Source organism: Flavobacteriales bacterium TMED191 (assembly GCA_002171975.2).
Classification (GTDB): Bacteria; Bacteroidota; Bacteroidia; order Flavobacteriales; family TMED113.
The window spans coordinates 20,787-45,481 of record NHIO02000029.1 but is presented as its reverse complement, the minus strand read 5'-3'; the positions used below and the strand labels follow the sequence as shown (position 1 = coordinate 45,481).

At 26.3% G+C, this 24,695-nt stretch carries 22 protein-coding genes, 1 tRNA gene and 1 pseudogene; 16 read left to right on the top strand and 8 right to left on the bottom strand.

The genetic code is table 11. From position 1 onward, the window contains the following. Positions 1–2: 2 nt before the first annotated feature. Positions 3–1,361 (bottom strand): histidine--tRNA ligase, encoded by a 1,359-nt coding sequence (gene hisS, locus CBD51_002930; protein RPG59577.1) that lies wholly within the window; start codon positions 1,359–1,361, stop codon positions 3–5. Positions 1,362–1,448: 87 nt separating this feature from the next. Between hisS and CBD51_002925 the strand changes: the two genes are divergently transcribed. Next, positions 1,449–2,204, top strand: a complete 756-nt coding sequence (locus tag CBD51_002925) for a hypothetical protein (GenBank protein RPG59576.1) — start codon at positions 1,449–1,451, stop codon at positions 2,202–2,204. 45 nt (positions 2,205–2,249) lie between these two features. Here the strand turns inward: CBD51_002925 and CBD51_002920 are convergent, their stop codons facing one another. Beyond that, positions 2,250–2,444: a hypothetical protein gene (locus CBD51_002920; protein RPG59575.1), complete on the bottom strand. Its 195-nt coding sequence runs from the start codon at positions 2,442–2,444 to the stop codon at positions 2,250–2,252. Positions 2,445–2,616: 172 nt separating this feature from the next. On the opposite strand from CBD51_002920, the gene CBD51_002915 reads away from it, so the two are divergent. Then, on the top strand, positions 2,617–3,348 hold the full coding sequence (locus CBD51_002915; GenBank protein ID RPG59574.1) for a DUF1295 domain-containing protein: 732 nt from the start codon (positions 2,617–2,619) through the stop codon (positions 3,346–3,348). Between the two features lie 52 nt (positions 3,349–3,400). On the opposite strand, the gene CBD51_002910 is transcribed toward CBD51_002915, so the two are convergent. After that, positions 3,401–4,846, bottom strand: coding sequence for a sodium:solute symporter (locus tag CBD51_002910; GenBank protein RPG59585.1), 1,446 nt, complete (start codon positions 4,844–4,846; stop codon positions 3,401–3,403). A gap of 60 nt (positions 4,847–4,906) precedes the next feature. Between CBD51_002910 and recR the strand changes: the two genes are divergently transcribed. The 4 genes from recR to CBD51_002890 are packed head-to-tail and all read left to right on the top strand — an operon-like array spanning position 4,907 to position 9,148. Next, entirely contained in the window at positions 4,907–5,518 is a 612-nt protein-coding gene (gene recR, locus CBD51_002905) for a recombination protein RecR (protein RPG59573.1), read from the top strand. Next, positions 5,518–7,176, top strand: a complete 1,659-nt coding sequence (locus CBD51_002900) for a glycosyltransferase (GenBank protein ID RPG59572.1) — start codon at positions 5,518–5,520, stop codon at positions 7,174–7,176. Before recR ends, CBD51_002900 begins: the two co-directional genes overlap by 1 nt. A 29-nt stretch (positions 7,177–7,205) precedes the next feature. Beyond that, positions 7,206–8,540, top strand: coding sequence for a 2-oxo acid dehydrogenase subunit E2 (locus CBD51_002895; GenBank protein ID RPG59571.1), 1,335 nt, complete (start codon positions 7,206–7,208; stop codon positions 8,538–8,540). Further along, positions 8,537–9,148, top strand: coding sequence for an FAA hydrolase family protein (locus CBD51_002890; GenBank protein ID RPG59570.1), 612 nt, complete (start codon positions 8,537–8,539; stop codon positions 9,146–9,148). Before CBD51_002895 ends, CBD51_002890 begins: the two co-directional genes overlap by 4 nt. On the opposite strand, the gene bshB1 is transcribed toward CBD51_002890, so the two are convergent. From bshB1 to CBD51_002875, 3 genes are read right to left on the bottom strand one after another with little or no spacing between them, the layout of a single operon-like run. Continuing rightward, positions 9,141–9,860: a bacillithiol biosynthesis deacetylase BshB1 gene (gene bshB1 / locus CBD51_002885; protein RPG59569.1), complete on the bottom strand. Its 720-nt coding sequence runs from the start codon at positions 9,858–9,860 to the stop codon at positions 9,141–9,143. The genes CBD51_002890 and bshB1 overlap by 8 nt on opposite strands. Positions 9,861–9,867: 7 nt before the next feature. Next, positions 9,868–11,556 (bottom strand): hypothetical protein, encoded by a 1,689-nt coding sequence (locus tag CBD51_002880; protein RPG59568.1) that lies wholly within the window; start codon positions 11,554–11,556, stop codon positions 9,868–9,870. Then, on the bottom strand, positions 11,557–12,945 hold the full coding sequence (locus CBD51_002875) for a hypothetical protein (GenBank protein ID RPG59567.1): 1,389 nt from the start codon (positions 12,943–12,945) through the stop codon (positions 11,557–11,559). A gap of 68 nt (positions 12,946–13,013) precedes the next feature. Here CBD51_002875 and CBD51_002870 point away from each other — a divergent pair, with 68 nt between their 5' ends. The 7 genes from CBD51_002870 (at position 13,014) to CBD51_002840 (ending at position 19,734) form a co-directional block, all read left to right on the top strand. Continuing rightward, positions 13,014–13,778 carry a DUF2520 domain-containing protein gene (locus CBD51_002870; protein ID RPG59566.1) on the top strand — a complete coding sequence of 255 codons (765 nt, stop codon included), beginning with the start codon at positions 13,014–13,016 and terminating at the stop codon, positions 13,776–13,778. Positions 13,779–13,784: 6 nt separating this feature from the next. Next, positions 13,785–14,309 (top strand): 3-deoxy-D-manno-octulosonate 8-phosphate phosphatase, encoded by a 525-nt coding sequence (locus CBD51_002865; GenBank protein RPG59565.1) that lies wholly within the window; start codon positions 13,785–13,787, stop codon positions 14,307–14,309. Next, positions 14,290–14,871 carry a septum formation protein Maf gene (gene maf, locus CBD51_002860; protein ID RPG59564.1) on the top strand — a complete coding sequence of 194 codons (582 nt, stop codon included), beginning with the start codon at positions 14,290–14,292 and terminating at the stop codon, positions 14,869–14,871. Before CBD51_002865 ends, maf begins: the two co-directional genes overlap by 20 nt. Then, positions 14,864–16,273: a sodium:proton antiporter gene (locus CBD51_002855; protein RPG59563.1), complete on the top strand. Its 1,410-nt coding sequence runs from the start codon at positions 14,864–14,866 to the stop codon at positions 16,271–16,273. The genes maf and CBD51_002855 overlap by 8 nt, the downstream gene beginning before the upstream one ends. A gap of 153 nt (positions 16,274–16,426) precedes the next feature. Next, positions 16,427–18,163: a DNA mismatch repair endonuclease MutL gene (gene mutL, locus CBD51_002850; protein RPG59562.1), complete on the top strand. Its 1,737-nt coding sequence runs from the start codon at positions 16,427–16,429 to the stop codon at positions 18,161–18,163. A 1-nt stretch (position 18,164) separates the two neighbouring features. Next, positions 18,165–18,896: a rhomboid family intramembrane serine protease gene (locus CBD51_002845; protein ID RPG59561.1), complete on the top strand. Its 732-nt coding sequence runs from the start codon at positions 18,165–18,167 to the stop codon at positions 18,894–18,896. A 1-nt stretch (position 18,897) separates the two neighbouring features. Then, on the top strand, positions 18,898–19,734 hold the full coding sequence (locus CBD51_002840; protein RPG59560.1) for a rhomboid family intramembrane serine protease: 837 nt from the start codon (positions 18,898–18,900) through the stop codon (positions 19,732–19,734). A gap of 3 nt (positions 19,735–19,737) precedes the next feature. On the opposite strand, the gene CBD51_002835 is transcribed toward CBD51_002840, so the two are convergent. Continuing rightward, positions 19,738–21,333 carry an ABC transporter substrate-binding protein gene (locus CBD51_002835; GenBank protein ID RPG59559.1) on the bottom strand — a complete coding sequence of 532 codons (1,596 nt, stop codon included), beginning with the start codon at positions 21,331–21,333 and terminating at the stop codon, positions 19,738–19,740. Between the two features lie 47 nt (positions 21,334–21,380). Between CBD51_002835 and CBD51_002830 the strand changes: the two genes are divergently transcribed. Continuing rightward, positions 21,381–21,454 (top strand) — tRNA-Met (locus tag CBD51_002830). 27 nt (positions 21,455–21,481) lie between these two features. Here the strand turns inward: CBD51_002830 and CBD51_002825 are convergent. Beyond that, entirely contained in the window at positions 21,482–22,921 is a 1,440-nt protein-coding gene (locus CBD51_002825; protein RPG59558.1) for a TlpA family protein disulfide reductase, read from the bottom strand. A gap of 91 nt (positions 22,922–23,012) precedes the next feature. On the opposite strand from CBD51_002825, the gene CBD51_002820 reads away from it, so the two are divergent. Together CBD51_002820 and CBD51_002815 are read left to right on the top strand one after the other, a co-directional pair. Further along, positions 23,013–23,384, top strand: coding sequence for an SRPBCC domain-containing protein (locus tag CBD51_002820; protein RPG59557.1), 372 nt, complete (start codon positions 23,013–23,015; stop codon positions 23,382–23,384). A 102-nt stretch (positions 23,385–23,486) separates the two neighbouring features. Continuing rightward, a pseudogene (locus tag CBD51_002815) lies at positions 23,487–24,695 on the top strand (YjgP/YjgQ family permease).

Sequence of the window (24,695 nt, the reverse complement as noted above, 5' to 3'; positions counted from 1 at the left end):
GCTTAAAGTATTTTTTTAAACTCCGCAAAAGTCATTGATTTTTGATCTCCTGTTTGCATATTTTTTACAGTTAACTTTTTATTTTTTAATTCATTTTCACCAATTATAACAACAAATTTTACTAATCTTTTATTAGCATAAGCCATTTGTTTAGAAATTTTCAAATCAGTGGGATATAATTCTACTGACTTACCAAATTTTCTAATTTCTGAAATATATAATTGAGCTGCTTCAGCTTCCTTCAAACCAAAATTAATAAAAAGAACATCCAAATCACTTACAAGAGTTTCTGGAAATAAATTAAAGGATTCAAGTTCAAGAAATAGACGATCTAACCCTAATGAAAGTCCAACACCACTTAAGTTTTTAGAACCAAATTTATGAGTTAAATTATCATAGCGTCCTCCACCAGCTAAGCTGATAGATTGGTTATTTTTTGAGGGGACTTCTAAAATAAAACCTGTGTAATAGTCTAAACCTCTAGCTAATGATAAGTCGAAGTCTACAGATTTTAACATTTTATTTTGTTCACACTGATTAAAAATAAATTCCAATTCCTTTAAACCATTCCTTAATTCCTTATTGACCTTAAAATTTTTTAATAAATAATCTCTTTTTTTAAAAAACATACCTTTTAATAGAAATAAATCTTTAATCTTTAACACTTTGTATTCTGAAAAGCCTTTTTGAGATAAAATATCACATATTTTTTCTAATCCCAATTTATTTAGCTTATCAATTATAATACAAAAATCAAAAAATGTAATGCTGTTTGTTTCAAAAGAATTAAAAACGCCCTCTAAGATTTTTCTATTACTAATCTTAATTACCATATTAGTTAAACCTAAAATGTTGAAAATTGATCTTAATAAAGAAAGAAGGTCAAATTCCGACCATAATGAGGTATCTCCAACTATATCAGCATCACATTGAACGAACTCTCTTAACCTACCCTTTTGAGGTCGATCTGCCCGCCAAACCTTACCTATTTCATACCTTTTAAATGGAAAAACTAATTTCGATTGATTCTGGGCAACATATCTAGCAAGTGGGATTGTTAAATCATACCTTAATGCTTTTGTGCTTATTTTAGAAGAAAGCTTCTTAGATGTTAATTCAGATTGATTTATGTCTATTTTTGATAAATAATCACCGCTATTAAGAATTTGAAAAACTAACTTATCTCCTTCATCTCCGTAACTGCCAATTAAATTAGATCTCTTCTCAAGTGCAGAAGTTGAGATGGGAAGAAAACCAAAAGATTCAAATTGTTTTTTAATAATTGAAAGTAAATAATCCCTTTTCAAATTTTCTAAAGAATTAAAATCAGGCATTCCACTAAGTGAATAATTTTTTTTCATAAAAAATCAATTAATGACTATAAAAATAAACAAACTTTAGTGTTATAATTTATATATACTAATTTTGTTTTAATAAAAAAATTAAAAATGAAAAAATATACTCCTTTATTGCTAATCTTGATTTTTTTAATGTCACATGTTAATTTATATGCTCAAAAAGAAAAAAAAAATATTTTAAATGCTGAATCAATTATTGACAATTATATAAAAAGTATTGGAGGAATTAAGAAACTCCAAAAAGTTAAATCATTACAAAAAAAAGTAAGTATAGAACTTGAAGGACTATCTAGTTTAAAAATAAATTCAGAAATAATATATCAAAGTCCCAATCTATACTATTCATATGTCAATAGAGAGATTGCTGATTTGAAACAGGTTTATATTACAAAATATAATGGAAAAAAATGTACTATAAGTCAGATTTACAATGATAATGAAACTAACACAATAATTCAAGAAGAACTTTTAAAAGAAAAGATACAAGATTTTTATCCTTTTCCAATTCTAACTCAAAAATTAAATGATACAAAATTTGAATTAAAAGAAATTATTCAAGATGAAACACAGAAAATATATAAAATACTACAAAATCAAGCGAACATCAGAGATAGTATTTTTTTATATTTCGATTCAAAAGAATTTCTTCTCAGAAAAAAAGAAAAAATCAATCCTAACAATACTACGATAATTGAGTATTATGATTATACAGAGTATGATGATATTATTTTTCCATTTAAAGAAACAAAAACTATAATTATAAATGGTAAAAATGCACAATCAAGTTCTAGTACAATTAATCAAATCACAATAAATAAGGAACATGCCATTGACATCTTTGAATAAAAAAGGGGGGCTATAGCCCCCCTTTCATTTCAGTAATTTATTTACTTATGCTTTCTTTACCAACGGTAATCCCGTTCTAGCGCTTTCAACAACTTGTTTTCCAGCTGGTAAATCACAAGCATTTGATCTTTGATCTCCTGCAAAGTAATAAATAGTTTGATTTCTGCCACCTCTTAGAGTAACATCTTTTGAATGTAACCAGTAAGTTTTTCCCTTACTATTTTTGTGTGAATAAGCCATAATACTTAAATTTTTAATTAAATTTCAGAATGAATATAATAATTATTAGGCAATTCTTATCTATAAAATCATATTTTTTTTATTAATTTTTTATTTGTGTAATGATTTATACATGTCATTAATAAAATTTATACATTTAATGAGATAAAAATAGATATTAAATTATAAATAAATGAAACTACAAGACCAGATAATTAATAGAGGTGAAACCTTGTTTAAATACAGAGGTCAAATGCCTTTAATTTTACTTTTAGCTGCCATACCAGTTATCTTTAATAGTAGTTATTATAATTCAATAGGAGTTGAATTACAATCTAGTTTTCAATGTACAGCTATATTTATTGCCTGTTGTGGACTATGCTTGAGATATTATACAGTAGCAACTTCTCCGGATGGAACATCAGGTAAAAATAGAAAAAAACAAGTAGCTAATGAATTAAATACTACTGGAGTCTATTCAATTGTTAGAAACCCGTTATATCTTGCAAATTATTTAATTTGGCTTGGAATATCAATATACTCTTTAAGCTATATATTAATTGCTATATCATCTTTATTTTTTTTTATAATTTATGAGAAAATTATTCTTGTTGAGGAATTTTTTTTAACTAAAAAATATGGTGAGAAATATGAAGAATACTCTTTAAAGACCCCATGTTTTTTTCCTAATATAAATAATTTTTTACCATCAAATTCTAAATTTTCTATCAAGAAAGTACTTAGAGAAGAATACTCATCAACTCTTAGTACAATTATGTCATTTATATTTATTGATATTTTAATCTATTATATCTTTCAAGAAAGATTATATATTAGTAACACAACCTTAAAAACAATCATTTTAAGTATTTGCATAGCTTGTATTTTAAAACTATTAAAAAAAAATACTAAACTGTTAAACTAATATTTATTGTCTAAAATATTATTACTGTATTAACTTCATATGAAAAATTAGGTTAGATATTTTTCTTATCTATTAGAAAAAATAATCCACAAAAAGTAAGCAAACCATTTATAATGATTAAATCAGGACCAAAATCAAAACCATTAAGTATTTTGGTGTCATGAACATATAATATGTATGACAAGAGAGGAGCTATTAAAACAAGAATAGGAACATACTTATCAATTATTTTTCTGTCAGTAAACAAACCAAACATAAATAAACCTAATAAAGGACCATAAGTAAAACTAGCTAATAAAAATAATGTTGAAATAATACTATCATTATTTAAATAGTTAACAATTAAAATAACAACAAATAATAAGATGGAAATGAAAATATGAATGATTGTTCTCATTGAAAAAAATTGTGATATTTTTTTCTCATTTTTAACTCCTAAAATATCAACACGAAAAGAAGTTGTTAGAGATGTTAAAGCCGAATCTGCACTAGAATATGCTGCAGAAATTAAGCCTAAAAGAAATAGTACAAAAACAAAAGAACCTAGTTGACCATGTTTTATAACATCAACAAATAAATCATCACCCTTGGATGATATGCCGTTTATATCTGCATACTGATAAATCAGAGCACCGAGATATAAGAATAAAACATTTACAGCTACCAATATAATACTAAAGTAAACCATGTTTTTTTGTGCAGCTTTTAAATTCTTACAGGACAAATTTTTCTGCATCATATCTTGATCCAACCCAGTCATTGCAATTGCAATAAACATGCCTGATAAAAAAGCACGTGCAAAATGAGAACTATTATTAAAATTAGAGAATGAAAATACATTTAAGCTAATACTATTGCTAGTAATACTTTCTGCAATAGTATTATATCCTAAATTATTAAAAATAACAAAAAGACAAGCTACAACGGTTGTTAGCATAAAAGTAGTTTGTAAAGTATCTGTCCATATAATTGTTTTAATTCCTCCCCTAAATGTATACAGCCAAATTAACGCAATGGTAATAAAACTAGTCATCCAAAAAGGAATACCAAGTTGATCAAATAGTAATGATTGCAAAACTAATGCTACCAAGTACAACCTCAAGGATGCACCCAATAATCTAGATAAAAAAAAGAAACCTGCACCACTTTTATGTGAATAATAACCAAATCTGAAACTTAGATACTCATAAATTGAATATACTTTCATACGATAATATATAGGCATAAGAACATAGGCAACAAATAAATAACCTGGGACATAGCCTAAAACCATTTGCATATAAAAAAACTCTGAATCGCACACCCAACCAGGAACGGACAAAAAAGTAATACCTGATAATGTAGCTCCTATCATACCATATGCAACTATATACCAAGGAGACTGTCTATCACCTACAAAAAATGCCTCATCGCTAGAATTTTTTGATGTTTTTTTTGAAATAAAAATTAGAATTGAAAAATATACAACAATAATTAAAGTTATAGTAATTGGAGACATCATAGAACAAAGAAAAAAAAATTACTTATAATATCTATGATAATTGTCTATTTTTGAAAAATGAATTTTCCATCCCATCTTATACAAAACGCAGTTGATGCAATATCAAACTTTCCTGGCATTGGAAAAAAAACTGCACTTAGACTGGTAATATATTTATTAAGGAATAAAAATATTGCTCAAAATATTGCAATTTCAATTCAAAAATTAGTTAATGAAACTACATACTGTAAAAATTGCTATAATATTTCTAAGTCGGATTTATGTGATATATGCAATAATTTAGATAGAGATCCATCTATTATTTGTGTTGTAGAAGATTTGAGGGATATTATTGCTATAGAAAACACACTTCAGTATAAAGGTCATTATCATGTATTAGGAGGCTTAATATCACCAATAGAGGGTGTTTCACCTCACGATTTAAATATTGAAGGTTTAATTGAAAGAATAAAACAAAAAGAAAAAAGTGAAATTATTTTTGCATTATGCGCATCAATGGATGGGGAAACAACTAGTTACTATCTTTACAAGAAGATAAAAGATTACACAGAAAATATAACAACTATTTCAAAAGGGGTTGCGATTGGGGGAGAAATTGAATATACAGATCAAATTACATTAGGAAGGGCTATTACAAATCGATACTCTTTTGAAAAAACATTAAAATAATGATATTATCGATTATCATAGTTAATTACAATGTAAAACATTTCTTGCAACAATGTTTACAATCCGTATATAAATCAATAGGAGATCTAGGAGTTGAAATTATTGTAGTTGATAATAATTCTGTTGATAAATCTATTGAAATGTTACGTGAACATTTTCCTAAATTAAAATTAATTATTAACGATAAAAATGTTGGTTTTGCAAAAGCTAATAATCAAGCAATAAAGCAAGCCAAGGGAAATTATATATTACTACTTAATCCTGACACAGTAATACAAGAAGATACTTTAATTAAAACAATAAGCTTTTTAGAACAAAATAAAAAAGCTGGTGCTTTAGGAGTTAAAATGCTAGATGGAAATGGATTGTTTTTACCCGAATCCAAAAGATCGCTTCCTAGTCCAGCTTCTGCTTTTTATAAAATATTTGGATTAAGTAAATTATTTCCGAATTCAAAAACATTTGGACAATATCACTTAAACTATTTAAATAATAACGAAGTGCATGAAGTAGATGTTTTATCTGGAGCTTTTTTTATGACTAGAAAAAAAATACTTGATGAGATTGGCTTATTAGATGAAAGATTTTTTATGTATGGAGAGGATATTGATTTATCATACAGAATTCAAAAGATGGGCTATAAAAATTATTATGTACCTATTACGAGCATAATACACTATAAAGGAGAAAGCACAAAAAAAACTAGTGTAAATTATATAATTACATTTTATAAAGCAATGATTCTTTTTGTTAAAAAACATTATAAACAACAAAATGCAAATCCATTGATTTTTTTAATTCAACTAGCTATTTTATTAAGAGCATCAATATCACTTCTAAAAAGATTTGCTTTAAAAATAACATATCCAATAATTGATGGAATTATAATTTTTTTCGGATTACTAGTGATTAAAACAATATGGGCAAAAACATATTTTTTAAATGAAAATTACTATAGTGACTTATTTTTAAAATTTGGTATACCAAGCTATATTACTTTTTGGATAATTGGCATTTACATTCAAAAGGGTTATGAAGTTCCAGTAAAAATAGCAAACCTTGTAAAAGGGATTATTTCAGGCACAATATTCTTATTAATTATATATGGACTTTTGCCTGAACAACTAAGATTTTCAAGAGCTTTAATATTATTTGGAACAATCTGGACCTTAATAACAACCTACATAACAAGAAAATTATTCAATCTATTAAATATTGATAACTTAAAAATCAAATCAACAAGACCTAAAAGAATAGCAATAATCAGTAATAAGATAGAATTTCAAAGAATTCAAAAGATTATTAAAACAACTAATGCTAATGCCGAAGACGTATATCAAATTGAAATAATAAAAAAATCAAATCTTAATAAAAATAATCATATAGGACACATTTCACAGCTAGAAGAAATAATCAAAATACATAAGATAGATGAAATAATTTTTTCTGCTAAGGATATTACATCAAATGAAATTATTAGATATATGGAAAAAATAACCAATAATATTGAAATTAAAATCGCTCCTACTGAAAGCACATTTGTAATAGGTAGTAATTCTATTCATACTCAGGGTAATTTATACATACTAAACAATAGGCAACAAAAAAAGAATCCTATAATCACATATTTTAAAAAATATATTGACTTTTTTAATTAGTTTTGTCCAAATAATATTACAAACTTTCAATGGCTAAAATAGAACTAATAATGCCTAAAATGGGTGAAAGTGTTGCAGAAGCAACCATTATAAAGTGGTCTAAAAATATTGGTGATAAAATTGATATTGATGAAACAGTAGTAGAAATTGCTACAGATAAAGTTGATTCTGAAATTCCATCTATTGCTCAAGGAATACTTATTGAACAATTATATAAAGAAAATGATGTTGTAAAAGTTGGAGAAGTAATTGCTATAATAGAAAATGATCTTGCAGACATTATGCATGAAAAAGAAAAATCTAAAAATGAAGTTGAAAATAAAGTGGAGGAAAGTAATGCAGAACTTAATAAATCACTTCCCCAAAAATCAAACACAGAAATAATGTCTATTTCAAATTTGACAAAGCAAACCCAAAAAGGTAATTCACATCGTTTCTACTCTCCACTTGTTAAAAGTATCGCAAAAAAAGAAAACATTTCTAAAGCTGAACTTGATACAATTATTGGTACAGGACATGATAAACGTGTAACAAAAGGAGATATAATAAATTATATTGAAAAAAAAGGTGAAAATCACGCTAAAGCCAAGGTTACTCCCTCTCCACAAGCAACAACCCCTCCCATGCCAAGTTCTAATTTTAATTCTCATGACAATGATGTTGAAATTATTGAAATGGATAGAATGCGAAAAATTATTGCTAAGCATATGATCTCTAGTAAATCAACTTCAGCTCATGTTACATCTTTTGTAGAAGTAGACATGACAAAAGTCGTTCAGTGGCGCAATAAAATAAAAGATAAATTTTTTAATAGAGAAGGAAAAAAAATAACATATACTCCTATAATATTCGAATCTGTTATTAAAGCAATAATTGACTTTCCTTTAATTAATATTTCAGTCAATGATGATAATATAATTAAACATAAAAATATCCACTTAGGAATGGCAACTGCACTTCCCAGCGGGAATCTAATTGTACCTGTAATTAAAAATGCACAAGAAAAAAATTTATTAGGTTTAACAAAATCTGTCAATGACTTAGCTCAAAGAGCAAGAAATAATAAACTTCACCCCGATGAAATTGCAAATGGAACATTTACTGTAACAAATGTTGGGTCATTTGGCAGTATAATGGGTACACCTATAATTAACCAACCTCAAGTAGCGATTCTTGCTTTAGGTAAAATACAAAAAAAAGCAAGCGTATTAGAAACTGAATTTGGTGATGTCATAGCTATAAGATCAAAAATGTTTCTTTCTCTATCTTATGACCATAGAGTTGTTGATGGTGCATTAGGTGGTCAATTTTTACAACAAATAGCAAATTACTTAGAAGATTTTGATATTAATAGAGAACTATGAAAATTATTTGTGTTGGTAGAAATTACAATGAACACATAGAAGAATTAAATAATAATTTCCCAAATGAAATTTTATTTTTTTTAAAACCTGAAACTGCTATACCAATAAAGAATCAACCTTTTTTTATTCCCGACTTTTCTAATGAGATACATCATGAAATTGAATTAATTATAAAGATTAATAAGACTGGAAAACATATTGATGAATTATATGCACCAAATTATTATAACGAAATAAGTTTAGGAATTGATTTCACAGCTAGAGATGTACAAAAACAATTAAAAAAAAATCAAGAGCCATGGGAAAAAGCAAAAGCATTCGATGGTTCAGCTGCAGTAGGAGATTTTATTAATAAAAGTGAATTTAAAGACATACAGAATATTAATTTTAAACTTTTAGTTAATAATCAAATTAAACAATCAGATAATACAAAAAATATGATTTTTTCAATCAATAAGATTGTCTCTTATATATCTAAATATATAACTTTAAAAAAAGGAGACCTTATTTTCACAGGAACTCCAAGCGGAGTCGACAAAATATACAAAAATGATATTTTACAAGGATTTATTGGAGAAAAAAAAATACTGGAAATTAAAATCAAATAATACTAAATAGATTATCTACACCTATATATCTACGAACTAAAAAACCCTCAGCATAATCTACAGAAATAAATCTACCTAAGTCTGAAGCCCTATTAGTAATTAATTCTAAAAAATTTTTTTGAGAAATTAAAGTCTCTTTTTCATCTGATACAGGATTATAAAATTGAGATTTATAGGATTTAATAATATCCATTTTCTTGTTCATAAATTGAGATATATCTACAATGAAATCCGGCTTCAAGTCTTTATATTGAATATAATGATATAATATATTAGGCCTAAAGGGTGTCTGTAAAACTCCATTATAATTAGTAACTATCTTATCAAGACCAGCAAGAAAACTTGCATCATAAACTAAGCTAGCACCACGACCGTGATCAGGATGTCTATCGTCTGGTGCATTACAAATAATAATTTTGGGTTGATAATATCTTATACATTTAATTATTTCTAATCTATTATTTTCATTATTCTCAAAAAAACCATCTTTGAAATCTAAATTCTTTCTAAAACTAATTCCCATTTTTCTAGAAGCTATTTCAGCTTCAGAATTTCTTATATTAACAGATCCTCGGGTTCCAAGCTCTCCTCTTGTTAGATCAATAACTCCAACTTTATATCCTAAGGAGACCTGTAAAAGTATTGTGCCAGCACAACCTAACTCAACATCATCTGGGTGTGCACCAAAAACAAGAATATCAATCTGTTCCATGTATAATTTAATTAAGCCATTTATTAAATCTGAAAAAACTTATAATTGAAATTAATAAACAAATGCATAAAGTAGGGAACACAAATGAAGGAATAGGAAATGAGTCACCTGCTGCATATGAATGTAAACCATCTAAATAGTAATTAACTCCAAAATAAGTCATTAAAATTGAGGCAAAGCCAAATAAAGCAAAAAAATTAAAGAAATAATTATACCTCCTTGATTTCAATAATCTAATATGTAAGATTATTGAATAAACTAAAATACTAACTAATGCCCATGTCTCTTTTGGATCCCAACCCCAATATCTTCCCCAAGACTCATTTGCCCAAACACCCCCTAAAAAAGTACCTACTGTCAATAAAAATAAACCCAACATCATGGACTGTTCATTTATAATAGTTAATTCCTTGACATTTTCTTTAATCTTCTTTCTATTACTAAGAATAATCAATAACATATTAAAAAATCCTAAAAATGCACATAAACCAAAGAAACCGTAACTAGAAGTAATAACTGAAACATGAATCATTAACCAATATGAATTTAAAACTGGCACTAAATTTGTCATCTCTGGATTAAGCCAGTTTAAATTAGCAACAACAAGTAACATAGCTGAAACTAAACATGCAGCAGATAATGCAAAACTAGATTTACGAGTAAATAAAATCCCCGCAATCATAGTTGCAAATGCAATAAATATAACTGATTCATATGCATTACTCCAAGGTGCATGACCCGAAACATACCATCTTAATGACAATGCAAAAAGATGAAAAACAAATCCTGACCAAATTGTAATCTGTAGAAATGATAAAATATAATTGACAAGTTGATTTGAATAAAATATGTTAATTAATAAAAATAATAGTAATAAACAACCTGACAGAAAATAAACTAAAAATAATCGAGTCCATCCAAATGGATCTAAATTATTATAAAAGATTTCAGCATTAATTTTTTTTGCAGAGGGCAAAACGGTAGACTCAGCATAATTATTTTGCCATTTTTTCACAAAGCCTAAAATTAAATTTGCTTCCTTCCAAGATTTATTATCAAAAGACGAAAAAACTAAATCACGATATATTTGTTTAAAACTTTTAGTTTTTATTGAGTCAACACCTGGAATATCCATCGAAGCATCCGAATTCCACACTCCCTCCTCTTGAGGAAAAATATTAACAAGTCTATCTGAAAAAATCATTGAACATATATTAACCCTTTCATCGGTTTCAATAATCTTTTTATCAAATTTAGTACGATCAATTGGCTTTTTTGAATATGCACTTTCTACATAAGGTGTTAGTAAATACTGATTATCCTGAAAAAAAGACACAAAAGAAACAAGCTCTTCTTTTTTACCAAGAATCTTTAAAATATCATTATCAGCAACTTTAATTATTGGAATTATTTGCCATAATAATGGATCAACGGTCATGCCTAAAACAATTTGACATGGGTCTTGATTATATAATTTAGTTTTTCTGCATAATTTTCTTAAAATTTCTGAAGAAGTTGTATGGAAAGGTTTAACCCTTCCTTCATTGTCAATAGTTAATAGCTTTGCAAAAATACTAGCATGTTGTTTGTTTATGGTTCTATTTATGATTAAGCTATCAAGAGATAAATCCGAGGTTTGAGCAAAGTTTACTGAACAAAATAGAAATGATAATATGAGAGATAACCTAAAAAGCATTTAACTAATTTTCTTATTTTTTTTAGACAATATATTAAATCTAGAAAACCTAGATACAATTAAACTTATAACAGACAATAATAAACATAAATACCCAATGTAAGTAGCAATAGTTCCAGCCTTATCCTTGTTTACAGAAAGAATAGTTCCTTTTTCATCAGAGTCATATGAGGATTGAAAAAATCTATAACCTTTGTAATTTAAAACATTATTCATGAAAATTCTATAATCAAAAGAGTTTTCACCATCAATAACTTTAATTTCACTTGCAAATGAGGATGGACTATCAGATCCGGGGTAACGCTCAAGTTGAAAATCATGTAAATAAATTGCAAAAGGCAAATTCATTGTCTGTGAACCATAACCAAAAGAGAAAAATAAATTTGCAAAAGAAAAATAATTTTTAGGTGATATAACCCCTTTATTCCCGAATAAACTAATTAGGGTGTCATTATTATTAACAGTTAATTTAATTTGTAACAAATCTGATTTCTCTTGATTATTTTTCATGCTACCAGGAACCTGACTAATTGATCCGTTTGAAAAATGATTTTTAAAAACCATATTTTTACCATCAATAGTATATAATGTTTTTTTACTTAATATATGCTTTGTTTCTTTTTTTAACAGACCTTTTTCTTGATTAGACATTTTCATAAATTCAACATCAAATTTTGAGGAAAAATAAAATGAAGAGTCTTCAAGATAAATTTCAAGATCAGAATTTAAATTNGAGTTAAATGATACATCTAAATTATTAATTTTTTTTACAGTTTTAAACTTAATGTATTCCGATTGCATGCCACCACGAACGGAGGGAACAATTATCTCCAAAATATGTGAGCCATTTATATCATCTAATACNAATTTATCAACAGGATCATTAATGAAATTAACATATTCAATACTAATATTTTTATTATCAAAATTGATAGGAATGGAGAAATTATTATTAGAAATAGTAGATAATAAGAGAGGCTTTTTACCTATATATTCACTTTTATTATTGTGAATCTTAAAATCCAAAAAAGTAGTTTCAGAAACAAATTGCTTATTGAAACTACCTTCTCTAATTCTCATCATGCCTTCTTCACCAGTGTAACGAGTAATTGCAGCTCCTAAAAGAATCAGTATAAATGATAAATGAAATAATAAAACTGGTAATTTTTTTAAACTAAAAAGCTTATATCTAAAAATATTAAATATAAAAATAGTTGCAAGTAAAAATAGACATAACTCAAGCCACCAACTATTAAATATAGTGGCTTTTGCTGCTATAGTTCCATAATCATTTTCAACAAATGTTGCAACTCCAATAGAAACAGCAAAACAACACATTAAGAAGAGTGCAGATGGGATTGAAAAAAAATAATTAAAATATTTATTCAAAATTTAAATTTATTAGACAACAAAAGTATTTATTTTTATATTAAAAATGTGATTAAATAACATCATTTATGATTAATAGTATTTCATTTATTGGATCCGGTAATGTTGCAACACAATTTGCATTATCATTTCACTCTGTTGGTGTTAAAATAATTAATATTTTTTCAAGGAACAAAATTACCGGCAAACAACTAGCTAGAAAAGTAAATGCTAATTATATAAGTGAAATTAAAAATATAAAAGAATGTGATTTAATTATGATCTGTGTAAATGATGATAGCATCAAAAAAATTGCAGATATNCTCCCTAATGTATTAATGATTCATACATCAGGATGTACNTCNTTAGATGTTTTCGTTAATAAAAATAATTTTGGTGTAATTTACCCTATACAAACTTTAACAAAAGATATTAAAGTTGACTTTAAAAAAATTCCAATTTGCATTGAAGCCAATAATAAAATAACAGAAAAAAAACTGAATAAATTATTATCAAAAGTCTCTNCTTGTATAAATATAATGAATTCAAAAAATAGAAAACTATTACATTTAGCGGCTGTTATTTCATGTAACTTCTCTAATTACTGTTATTTAATTGCACAAAATATTTTAGAAGAACAAAATATTGATTTTAATTTATTAAATCATTTAATTAAACACACAGCAGATAAAAACACAAAAAGCAAAGCATATGAAAATCTAACAGGACCAGCTAGAAGAGGTGATTTAATGACTATACAGAATCATATAGATTTAATAAACAATATAAAATATAAAAAAATATATAAATTGTTATCTGACAGCATTTTAAATGAATATAAAAAAAAATTATAAAATAATATGAAAAGTAATTATAAAAATAAATTAAAGAAAATTAAAGCATTTATATTAGATGTTGACGGAGTCTTAACAAATGGTGGTTTGATTATTTATCCAGATGGNAAATTTTTACGTCAAATGAATGCAAAAGATGGATATGCAATAAAATTGGCTATTAAACACGGATATATTATAGGTGTAATTACTGGTGGCAGAGAGCAAAATATAAAAACAAGGCTAGANCATCTAGGTGTAAAAGAAGTTTTTTTAGGAGCACACAATAAANTACCTATATTAAAAGAATTTTTAAAAAAACATAACCTACACAAAGATGATGTAATGTATATGGGTGATGATATTCCTGATTTAGAAGTACTAAAGCATGTAGGTTTCAGTTGCTGTCCATTTGATGCATCTTTTGATGTTCAAAATATATGCGACTATATTTCTATGAAAAAAGGAGGTGAAGGTTGTGTTCGTGATGTGATTGAGCAAACTCTAAGAGTAACCGATAAATGGAATTTAGATGGAAATATTAAATACTAAAAAAACCATTACTTTAGGTTCTAAATCTCCAAGAAGAACTGAATTAATGAAGCTAATGGGGTTCCCTTTCAAAGTAAAAAAACTAGAAGTAAATGAGGATTATCCAAAGTCACTATCACCATCTAAAGTAGCTGTTTACTTATCAGAAAAAAAAGCTAACAACTACTCAGTAAAAAAAAACGAAATTTTAATTTGTGCTGACACAATTGTATATAACAATAATATGATACTTGGCAAACCTAAGTCAAATAATGAAGCTGAGATTATGTTATCACATCTCTCCAATCAACAGCATTTTGTTGTCACTGGTGTAACATTTAAATTAATTAACAAAAGTGTTTCTATTTATGACAAAAGTTCTGTCTATTTTAAAAAACTATCTACAAAAGAGATTAGATATTATATAGAAAATTTTAATCCACTAGATAAAGCTGGTGGATATGGAATTCAAGACTGGATAGGATTAATTGCAATAAAAAAAATTTCAGGATCCTTTTATAATGTTATGGGACTACCTACACACAAAGTATACGAACAATTAATCAAATTATTAAATGAATAGCATTCTAACTTTCTTACCAATCATAACTTTAATATTTTTATTATTTTCTAATTTAATATATTTTGAAAATACAATGAATGGTCCTAATCAAATTGCTTTATTAGTGACCGCTTTTTTAGGTTCATTAATTGCATTAAAAAGAGGCTATAATATCAAGGAAATTATATTTGGTGTCAAAACAAGCATATACTCATCAATTAATGCTATAACAATTCTTTTAATTATCGGTGGATTGACTTCAACTTGGATATTATCTGGTGTTGTTCCAGCAATGATTTATTATGGAATCGAGTTAATAAACCCAGAATACTTTCTATTTTCCACATGTATTATTTGCGCTATAGTATCAATTTCAACAGGAAGTTCATGGACAACTGCAGCAACAATTGGAATTGCACTTATGAGTATTGGAGAATTATTATTAATACCAAGAGGTTTAACAGCTGGGGCAATTATTTCAGGAGCTTATTTTGGAGATAAAATGTCTCCGCTGTCTGAAACAACAAATCTTGCTCCATCTGTATCTGGAAGTAGCTTAATGGAGCATATAAAATATATGACATATACAACTATACCTTCAATCTTTATTACTCTAATATGTTTCTTTTTTATTGGTATCAATTCCAATTATACAGATATTTCAATTAATGAAACTAAATCCTTCTTAGATGCTATAGAATCTAAATTTTACGTAGGATGGGAGCTATTTACTCTTCCTTTGATAATAATAGTGTTAATATATAATGGAATATCGGCCAGAATAACATTGTTAATTGGTTTATTCACAGGTCTAATTATTGCTNTACTATTTCAACAAGAATTAATTAAAGAAATTAATTTACATACTAATGCTACAACACTTTCTACATTAATAGAAACAATTTTTATTGGAACAAATATTCAAATAGAACATGATGCAGTTAGCAAATTATTATCAAAAAGTGGTGTTTTAGGAATGGTTTGGATTGTTATCCTAGTTATCACAGCAATGATATTCGGTGGTGTAATGCATGCAGGCGGTTTTCTTAAAAGAATAACTGATTTAATATTATCAAAGTCATCATCTAATCTAAAATTAATTCAATCAACAGCAGGCTCTTGTATATTCTTTAATATTACAACTTGTGATCAATACTTNGCTATTGTCATTCCAGGAAGAATGTATAAAGAAATTTATCAGGACCACAAATTACACTCTACAAATTTAAGTCGAACAATTGAAGATACAGGTACTGTAACATCAGTTTTAGTACCATGGAATTCATGTGCTGCATATCATGCTGAAATACTTTCAATTAATCCATTAGCATATCTTCCATATTGTTTTTTTAATATTATTTCTCCATTTATGACTTTATTATTTGCTTATTTTAATATTAGAATAAAAAAACGAAATGGCTAAAAAAAATAAAAAAATTAATTTTTATAGAAGGTTTGATAAGAAAAGTCTGTTAGATTTTAGAAAGAATAACAAAAGTTATAAATCAACTTTTTTTCTTTTAATGATGATAATAGTATTATTTTTGTTGGGATACGTTATTATTAATTNTCAAGTGTGAAACAAACTATTCAAATATTAAAAGATAATGTTATTAATCAAATTGCAGCAGGAGAAGTAATTCAAAGACCATCCTCTATAATTAAGGAATTACTGGAAAATTCTATTGATGCGCAAGCNAATAATATTCATATNATTATTAAAAAATCAGGAAAAGGTTTAATACAAATTATTGATAATGGAATCGGAATGAACATACAAGATGCAAAAGTATGTTTTATAAAACATGCTACTTCTAAAATTGAATCTACCGACGATATTACTAAAATATCCACCATGGGTTTTAGAGGTGAAGCTCTTGCATCTATTGCTTCGGTAGCAGAGGTCGAATTAAAAACAAAAACCCANGATGAAGAAATTGGAACTCTTATTTGTATTGATAATTCAAAAATAAATAAGATCACACAAACTGCATGTAAAAGAGGCACATCCATAATTGTTAAAAATCTTTTTTTTAATATACCTGCAAGAANAAACTTTTTAAAATCNNANAAGATAGAATTAAAACACATTATAGAGACATTTATACAAATAGCTCTTTCTCATCATCATATCAATTTTCAATTCACAAATGATGGTAAACAATTATATAATCTCTCGATTGAAAATTTTAAAAACAGAATTATTCAGTTATTTGGTAGAAGATACAAGCAAAAAATACTACAAATTAAAGAACAGACTACTATAGTTGCAATTGATGGTTTCCTTGGAAATCCATTAGACGCTAAAAAAACAAGGGGCGAACAGTACTTATTTGTAAATAATAGATTTATTAGATCGCCATATTTAAATCATGCTATTAAAGAATCTATGGCCGATCTAATTCAAACAGATCAACATCCTTCCTATTTTATTTTTCTAAATATAGACCATCAATATATCGATGTAAATGTACACCCTAATAAAACTGAAGTCAAATTCGAAGACGAGAAATCTATTTATCAAATTCTTAAATCTGCATGTAAAAGAACAATTGGTATGTCCAATATAAAACCAAGTTTAGATTTTTCGATTGAAAAAAGTTTTGAGGTTCCTATACACATACAAAATAATCCGCCTAAAGAGCCGAAAATAAATGTCAATAGTGACTTCAATCCATTTAGGAAAAAATTTGCTAGAGACAAAGAAAATACACAAAATATTCAAAAATTATTTAAAGAAGAAAACACAAGTGATATATATGAAGTATTTAATATTGATAATCGATATGCCTTATTTAAAATAAATCATGATAATATCATTAATCTTATTGATAAGAAAAAAGCAATAGAACGGATTATTTATGACCAAACAATTCAATCTTTGAATAATCGAGAAATAAATAGCCAATTAACTATAAATCCAACAACTGTGGAATTGAATGCAATCGATATGCAAATTATGAAGGAGAACAATACTACTATTGAAAATTTAGGCTATAAAATTCAGAGTATTGAAAAAGAAAATATTATAATTAGTGGAATACCATTTTATTTAAATCAAGATGAAACTCAAGAATTTATTGAACTAATCATTGAATCAATAAAAAAATCAAATACAATTACTGATAACCAAATAACCAAGGAGATTGCAAAAAAAATTACCTATCAAAAAACAACACACGAAAAATATCCTAATAATAAAGATTTATTAATTAGATTAATTAATAAACTTATGAAATGTGAGATCCCGTTTATCGGCATTGATGGCAAACCGTCTGTTATTTCTGTAGAACCAAATAAAATTTTCAACTAAAATGTCGTTTTTTCAACCTCAAAAATTTTCTATTTTACCGCCAGTTGTTAAGAATATTTTAATTATTAATGGGTTACTATTTTTAGCAACCCTAACCTTGTGGAGTTCTGGTATTGATTTAAGAAAAATTCTTGGACTATATTATTGGACTTCTAAAAACTTTGAAACATGGCAAATTATTTCACATATGTTTATGCATGGAAGTTTTACACATATTGCATTCAACATGTTTGCAGTTTGGATGTTTGGGTCACAATTAGAAAATTTATGGGGATCAAAAAGATTTTTAAACTATTACCTTTTAACTGGATTAGGTGCTGCATTTTTACATTTTACAATTATTCATTGGCAAATTAAAATTCTTGAAAACACAATGAACTATGATAATATAAATACTGTATTCGAAGAGGGGCACTTGATACTAAACGAGGGAAAAAATTATATTAACCAAAATATGCGCAAATTAAATAGTCTATATAACACTCCTGTTGTTGGTGCATCAGGTGCATTGTTTGGATTGCTTTTAGCATTTGGGGTTTTGTTTCCTAATGCATTATTAATGTTTTTATTCTTCCCATTTCCAATAAAAGCTAAATATTTTGTACTTATTTATGGTTTAGTAGAATTATATCTTGGTATCCAAGATAATGATAATATTGCCCATTTTGCTCATTTAGGGGGGATGATTTTTGGATTCATTATCATTAAATATTGGCAATGGAAAAATTTATAAAATGATATTTTCTAAAACAATGAAAAGTAATAACTTATTTACAACAATTATATATGCTAATATCTTTGTATTTGTAATAATAAATCTAGTTCATGTAACAAATTTTTTACTAGAAAAAGAAGATAATATTATTTATTATTTGGGTGTTTCATCGAATTTAGAAATACTAAGCAAAAGACCTTGGACATTGATTTCGTATATGTTTACTCATGTAGACCTTTTACATCTATTAATTAATTTATTCTGCTTATATTTTGGTGGTAAAATATTCATTCAATACTTATCACAAAAACAATTATTTTCAACATATTTAATGGGGGGAATAATTGGGGGTGTAATATATATAATTGCTTTTAATTTATTTCCTGTTTTTTATAGTCTTAAAGTAAATTCATTAGCGATTGGGGCATCTGCATCTGTGCTTGCTATAGTATTTGCAATTGCGACATATGTACCAAACTATTCTATTTCTCTAATGTTAATTGGTTCAATTAAATTAAAACATATTGCTATTAGTGTATTAATTATTGACATTTTAAGTATACCACAAGGTAATGCCGGTGGACATATAGCACATATTGGAGGAGCTCTCTACGGATATGTGTACATCGTTTTGTACAAAAGAAATTTTAATTCCAATTATTTAGTTGAAAACATAATTGAATTAATTAGCTATTCACCAAAATACATACATAAAAAAAAAGAAAATGATTACGAGTACAATGCTCGTAAAAGAAAAGAAGAGATGGAAATTGATAAGATACTTGAAAAAATAAGTAGATCTGGGTATGATAGTCTATCAAAACAAGAAAAAGATATATTATTTAAAAATAGATAATTTCTAATTTTTTTTGACTCTTTTTAAACAAAGTGTATTCATACTATTGATAGACATTCCCTTAACTTTATTAGAAACTAATCTAAAAACATAATCATAATATAATGGGAATACAATAGCTTCTTCAAGAAGAATTATCTCCATTTTCTTAAATAAATCACATCTACTATCCATATCACTAGTAATAAATGATTGGTCATATAACTTATCATATAATTCATTATTAAAATGAGTATAATTAGGTCCAAAAGGACTTTTGTTTTTTGAGTAAAAAAGAGATAGGAAATTTTCTGGGTCAGGATAATCAGCAATCCAAGAAGCTCTAAATAAACTTGCATTACCCGAAGAAAATAAATCTCTATGGACAGCAGGAGAAGATATTTCAATTTCAATATTAATACCATATTCAAGAGCACTATGCTGAATAAATTCACAAACATCAAGATATTCTGAAGTTGTATTTAATATAATTTTTTTATCATTATTTGGTGTTTTTGATATTAATTTTTTTATACTATCGGCAGACAAAGTATTTGACTCAATATTATAACATTTTTTTAACGAAAGTGGAACAAATCCAGCATCTGCAGGATATACTAATCCATTTCTGAGATATTTAACCATTATAGATTTATTAAAACAAGAGTTTAGAGCTTTTCTAAAATCCTTATACATTAATGGACTATTTTCATTATTAACTTTTGGTAAATGCACACCTAAATATTCAGTATTTAAATATGGGTTAGATAAAATTGAAAATCTATTATTATGAGTTTCCAAAAGTTCACCTTGATTATCAATTAACTCATCTTTGAAACTACTATCTAAACCAGAGATAAAGTCTATATTATCTAACATAAAATTCATAAAAACAGACTCTTTTTGTGTAATAAATGAAATTGAAATACCATCTAAATAAGGAAGCCTTAAATTCTGTTCAAACTCAAAATAGTCAGGGTTTTTTAAAAGAATTAATTTTTCATTAGACTTCCATTTTTTGAAACAAAAAGGACCAGTACCAATAGGCTGGGAAGAGAAATTTTCACCAAAATGATTAATAGCTTCTTGAGGAACAAATGAAAAATAATTCATTGTCAATAAACCTAAAAATCCAGGAAAAGGTTTAGGTAAATTAATCTCTAAAACTGTATCATTTAAAGCAATTACATTTTCTAAATCAAAATAATCTAATGTCCATCTTCCAGGTGATAAAATATCATTATTAGCTAATCTAGATAAACTATAAATAAAATCATTGGCAACGAGCTTTCGTGTAGAATCAATTCCAAAACATTCGGATTTATGATAATATATATCATCACGTAAAATAAAAGTATATCTATGTCCATTATCAGTCACAAACCAATCTTTAGCAACTAAAGGCTTTATAACCATACTACTATCTAATTGAACTAGAGTGCTAAATATTTGATTCGTAGCCCATATATTAGACTGATTATTAGAAAATACTGGGTCAAGAGAAGTTATTGTTGAGGATTCATTATATCTAAATATATTATCGTGAGTGGTGATTTTGTTTGAAGAACACGAAAATAATACAAGTATTAAGATGTAAAGAATTAATTGAAAAATGTTCATAGTTAACACTAAATATAAAAAATAATTATATTTGTTCACCAAAACATGGCGAGGTAGCTCAGTTGGTTAGAGCGCAGGATTCATAACCCTGAGGTCGGGAGTTCAAATCTCCCCCTCGCTACTTATTGTTCTAGAAATCATTTATTTTTTAATCTAATAGTTCTAGTAATTCATCATAAATTGCAATATCACTAGGTCTTTTAGCATTCATATTTAATATATTTCCATTCTTATCAATTAAAATATATCTAGGTATACTAAAAGCCTGGAAGTAATTTGCTGCACTTTTGGGGTGGCTTGCAGGAGAAATAAAATGTTCACCTTCTAAATCTAATTTTTCTAAACTTTCCTTCCACTTATTAAGATCATTATCAATAGATATGTAAACGAATTTAATTTTTTTTTGTTGACGCTTTGAAAATTTACTTTTTAGATCCTTAGAATATGGAAATTGTTTTCTACAAGGACCACACCAACTGGCCCATATATCAACATATAAAACACTTCCCAAATAATCATCTAAATTATATGTTTCGCCAAATTTATTTTCAATATAAAAATCATGTGTTAAAGACTGAGAATCTAAATTAAAATCACTATCAAGATTTTGATTATAATTCTCCAAAAATATATTACTTATTGATTCTATTTCTTGTAATGATAAATTAGAGTTATCCAAAAATTGGATTATATAGTCAATAGTATTTTTTTTTATTAAAGCTGAAAAGTTTTTAATCATTTTTTGAATGAAAATATATCTTAAACTATATGGAGAATACTGATTAATAAAATTTAAAAAATATAAGGTGAAATTCTGAAAATCATTAATATCCCTAAAAGATTCATTATAGTCATTTAAAGCAAGTAAGAATAATGAATTAAATGAGTAATCCTGGAATGTTTGCATTCCAAAAAACCTGCTGTCATCAAAACTATCTATTAAGGCATCTATTTTCAATAATCTAATATCAACTAAGTCTAAATCTAATTTGGCATTATCTAAATCAAGATTAATTTTTTTATGTTGGACATTAAATAAAAAATTACTAATAGAACTTAAATACTCATACTTTAATAATGTTCTAAAATAATCCCTACTTTCTGTTGAAAAAAAATCAAAGTATTGATGATTATTAAAAAAAACATAAATATCATCATTAATTAGATTATATAAATAGATTTCTAATTCGTCTAAATTAGTATAATCAGACATTAAAGATTGTATATCAAAATTTGACTGATATAATTTTACATACTCATTAAAAAATTTAATAAAATTAGAATTATATCCACTAATACTAACAGTATCATTTAGTTTAAAAGATGTAGGATGAGGTGAGTTTTCAGTCAAATACAAATAATATTTATTTCCATTATTGTTTTCTAAATAAAACATACTATTAATAGCACAGTTAATATTAAGAATTGTATCTGAATCAATTAATATATCTAAGCTATCTTGAGTAGACATGCTACGAAAATTAAGTGATTGATTACTACCTAAATCAACAATTAAATTATAATTCTGTTGTGCAAATGATAAATTAATGGTAATTAGTAAGAAAAAAAGAATTTTCAATCTGAACATACTAAAATTTAGACATATGATTTGGAAATTCCAAGAATTAGGAATAAAATTATAATAAAATAAATGTATATTGACACAAAAATTATTTTAGATGGAAAAATATGAATTAGAATTTCAAATCAGATCCTCAGTAAATATTTTATTCAACTGCCTAAGTACTCCAAGCGGTTTATCAGAATGGTTTGCAGATGATGTAAATTGCACAAAAAAAACATATACTTTTTTTTGGGATAATTCTGAACAAGAAGCCGAACTTATTACTGTCTCCAATAATTACTTTATTAAGTTTAGATGGGTTGATTATCCTCATAACACATTTTTTGAATTCAGAATTGAAGTTGATGAGATAACAAATGATGTAATTCTAAAAGTAACTGATTTTGCTGAAACAGAAGAAGTACAAGAAGGAAAAGATTTATGGACTAGTCAAATACACACATTAATGAAACATCTTGGTTCATAACACATAACATTAGTTAATGTGAACATTTTTAAAAAATTTATATTTTCATCTTTTATAAAGCCATTAATATTAACATTTACAACTGTAATGTTAATTCTATTAATGCAATTTCTCTGGAAATATATTGATGATTTAATTGGAAAAGGTCTAGAGTTTGACATAATTTTAGAACTATTATGGTATTCATCAATTACACTTATTCCAATAGCACTGCCCCTATCTGTTTTATTGGCATCAATTATGTTAATTGGTGGGATGGCTGAAAGATCAGAAATTACTGCACTAAATTCGCTTGGAAAGCCATTTTTATATTTATTTAAGCCATTAATAACTTTTAGTCTATTAATTGCATTTTTTTCTTTTATTATCTCAAATTATGCAATACCCTTTTCAAATTTAAAAGCAACAAATTTAATGTATGATATTATGCAGAAAAAACTTAATGTTAACATACAAGAAAAAATCTTTTTTTCAGATATTGAGGGATATAGTATAAGAATTGATAAAAAGGAACAAAATGGCATNNTNNANNATGTTATTATATATGATTATTCTGACAAAAAAGGAATTAAAAAAATTTTCACTTCAGAAAATGCTAAAATGGNAACTACAGAAAATAACCAATATCTACTAATTAACTTAATAAATGGAGAAAGTTACAGTGAAGTCACAAATAAAAATGATGAATATATATTAACAACCAAATTCGACACATATGACTTAAAACTTGACCTATCATCCTTTCAAATGGAACGCACAAATTCTGATAGATTTAGTAATAGAGCAAAAACAATGAATATCAAACAATTACTAATTGGTCTAGACTCATTGCAAAATGAAAAACTAAGTCTACAAAATGGTATTAAAAAGAAAATTATTGCAAAAAATACAGATTCAAGAGTTTATGAACCTACAGATCCATCAAAAACACAAATAATAACAAGTATTAATAAGAAGAAAAAAAACCTTGCAAATTTTCAAAATCAACNAAATATTTTAATTAAAAAAATAAATAGATTTAAGGTTGAACTTCATAGAAAATTCACATTATCAATTGCTTGTATAGTAATGCTCATTATTGGCGCTCCGATAGGGGCAATTATTAAAAAAGGGGGATTTGGTCTTCCGGTTGTCTTTTCAATCATTTTGTTTCTCGTTTATCATATAGTATCAATTACAGGTGAAAAAATGGTAAAAAAAGATTTAATAGATCCACTAATAGGTATGTGGGGATCAACATATATAATGTTAATTATTGGTATTTTTTTATTGACAATTGTCAATAAAAACTACTTAATTACGAAACGATGA

Coding starts and splice junctions, on each gene's coding strand:
- CBD51_002915 (RPG59574.1), top strand. CDS start 2,617: ATGAAACTACAAGACCAGATAATTAATAGAGGTGAAACCTTGTTTAAA.
- recR (RPG59573.1), top strand. CDS start 4,907: ATGAATTTTCCATCCCATCTTATACAAAACGCAGTTGATGCAATATCA.
- bshB1 (RPG59569.1), bottom strand. CDS start 9,860: ATGGAACAGATTGATATTCTTGTTTTTGGTGCACACCCAGATGATGTT.
- CBD51_002835 (RPG59559.1), bottom strand. CDS start 21,333: ATGAACATTTTTCAATTAATTCTTTACATCTTAATACTTGTATTATTT.
- CBD51_002825 (RPG59558.1), bottom strand. CDS start 22,921: ATGTTCAGATTGAAAATTCTTTTTTTCTTACTAATTACCATTAATTTA.
- CBD51_002840 (RPG59560.1), top strand. CDS start 18,898: ATGATATTTTCTAAAACAATGAAAAGTAATAACTTATTTACAACAATT.
- CBD51_002920 (RPG59575.1), bottom strand. CDS start 2,444: ATGGCTTATTCACACAAAAATAGTAAGGGAAAAACTTACTGGTTACAT.
- CBD51_002900 (RPG59572.1), top strand. CDS start 5,518: ATGATATTATCGATTATCATAGTTAATTACAATGTAAAACATTTCTTG.
- CBD51_002890 (RPG59570.1), top strand. CDS start 8,537: ATGAAAATTATTTGTGTTGGTAGAAATTACAATGAACACATAGAAGAA.
- CBD51_002880 (RPG59568.1), bottom strand. CDS start 11,556: ATGCTTTTTAGGTTATCTCTCATATTATCATTTCTATTTTGTTCAGTA.
- maf (RPG59564.1), top strand. CDS start 14,290: ATGGAAATATTAAATACTAAAAAAACCATTACTTTAGGTTCTAAATCT.
- CBD51_002820 (RPG59557.1), top strand. CDS start 23,013: ATGGAAAAATATGAATTAGAATTTCAAATCAGATCCTCAGTAAATATT.
- CBD51_002910 (RPG59585.1), bottom strand. CDS start 4,846: ATGTCTCCAATTACTATAACTTTAATTATTGTTGTATATTTTTCAATT.
- hisS (RPG59577.1), bottom strand. CDS start 1,361: ATGAAAAAAAATTATTCACTTAGTGGAATGCCTGATTTTAATTCTTTA.
- CBD51_002845 (RPG59561.1), top strand. CDS start 18,165: ATGTCGTTTTTTCAACCTCAAAAATTTTCTATTTTACCGCCAGTTGTT.
- CBD51_002895 (RPG59571.1), top strand. CDS start 7,206: ATGGCTAAAATAGAACTAATAATGCCTAAAATGGGTGAAAGTGTTGCA.
- CBD51_002925 (RPG59576.1), top strand. CDS start 1,449: ATGAAAAAATATACTCCTTTATTGCTAATCTTGATTTTTTTAATGTCA.